The organism is Muribaculum sp. An289 (genome assembly GCF_002159555.1).
In the GTDB taxonomy this organism is placed as follows: domain Bacteria; phylum Bacteroidota; class Bacteroidia; order Bacteroidales; family UBA932; genus Merdivivens; species Merdivivens faecigallinarum.
Genome location: NZ_NFIV01000031.1, coordinates 1 through 793 on the forward strand (window position 1 = coordinate 1; position 793 = coordinate 793).

A 793-nucleotide genomic window follows, 5' to 3' on the forward strand; every position below is an offset into this window, starting at 1 on the left:
TTAAGCCCGCCATCGCCGATGGTACTGCCCGTAAGGGCGGGAGAGTAGGCCGCCGCCGTCCTTGATGAGGAGGTCCCAGCGACACCGGGCTCGTTCCGGTTCGTACGCGAGGACCTCCTTTTTTTCGTATCCTCCGTCCACTCCCGGCCCGTTCCCGTTTCAGGCGGGGGCCAGGTTTTCGGACCAGCGGATAATTTTGGGGGGAAGTGAACCATTTTCCCGCTTTTTTGGTGCACTTTCCCGCCGAAAATGTTGATTTTATCGCCATTTCGCTTTTTTTCCGGGGGAAAGTGAACCACTTTGCCACGAATCAGGTGCACTTCCCCTGAGGTGAATTTATTTAACGCATCCATAAAGTTGACTACACTTCGCGGTTCCATTTCATGACAGATAAAGCAACATCCCGAGAGAAAAATGACAAAGGCCATGATGAAGGAAGGAAAATCGGATCTTATCGGCATATTTTTCACCCCATGTCCATCTTGTTAAGTTTGATAATATTGATAATCAGTAAGTTGTAAAAATAAGGGCTGGCTTTGGGTACTTTCTAAGGTACCCAAGCGCAGGGGTAGTTTTGGTAAAATGTTGATTGTCAACGTATTGTAAAGGCGCCAGCTGGCTATGGGGTAGAAAAAAGTGTCCCGTCCGTTCGCACTTCGCTGTACGACCTTACATATTAAAAAGCTGTTCTCCCGAAAGGATGGCAGTTGATTTTGTTCGGGTCATGGAAGAGAAATAAGGACACGGAAGATTCCAACCGGAATTATCCGTTGGTCCAGGTTTTCCACCCCAC

The 793-nt window shown here is 48.5% G+C and carries 1 protein-coding gene; it reads right to left on the minus strand.

Going from position 1 to position 793, the window contains the following annotated elements; translation table 11 throughout:
• On the minus strand, positions 1–461 hold a 461-nt coding region (locus B5F83_RS10750), incomplete at its 3' end, for a hypothetical protein (protein ID WP_204207394.1).
• Positions 462–793: the final 332 nt, after the last annotated feature.